We start from the raw sequence: 630 nt of genomic DNA, 5'->3' as shown, positions 1-630 counted from the left end.
TTTTATCTAATGAAAATTTAGATGTTAAAAAAATGTAAAAATAGTTTTCTATCTAAAAAAGATTTTCATGCTATATTAGAATTAAATATCAAAATGATGAATATAGCAAAATTAATTCTTAAAAGTGATGAAACATTAAATATATTATTATTACAAAATTCTAATTGTAAAAATATAAATTATCAAGCCCAAGAATTAGAGTTAAAAAAAAAGAAATAGATGTCAATCTTAATGATTTAAAAAATTGTGAAATGAAAAAATAATAGAAACAATCAAACAAACATATCAAAATAATCTAGTTAAAGAATTAGATCTTAGCTCTCAAAAAGAACAAATAAAAATACTTTTTATTCTTAATGAAGTGCCAAAATTTTTAAAATCAATCTATAAAGAATGTGAATTTAAGGAATATGGGTTGGCAAATTATTCAGAATTTGATGAAATTTGGGACTTTTATGAAAACAATGTTAGATATTTCACTGTTTTAACCCCAATGGGAGCAAACAAAATAAAACTATGTTTAAAAAATACGCAAGAAATAGAAGATGAAATTAACATCATGGAAATAAATTTTAGATAAAGAATAAATAGATAATCCTTATATGTCTTAATTTACCCCAACTATGCTAG

Annotated in this window: 1 protein-coding gene; it reads left to right on the top strand. The window is 21.1% G+C overall.

The genetic code is table 11. From position 1 onward, the window contains the following. The first annotated feature begins 415 nt into the window (after positions 1-415). The gene (locus H2277_RS09100; RefSeq protein ID WP_337201977.1) at positions 416-580 is read left to right on the top strand and encodes a hypothetical protein; all 165 of its coding nucleotides are present in this window, start codon (positions 416-418) and stop codon (positions 578-580) included. The last annotated feature ends 50 nt before the right edge of the window (positions 581-630 follow it).

Origin of the sequence: Campylobacter sp. W0014, assembly GCF_020135975.1 — a bacterium.
GTDB lineage: Bacteria > Campylobacterota > Campylobacteria > Campylobacterales > Campylobacteraceae > Campylobacter_D.
Note: the sequence above shows the minus strand (reverse complement) of the source record. Positions and strands in the feature narration are given on the sequence as shown.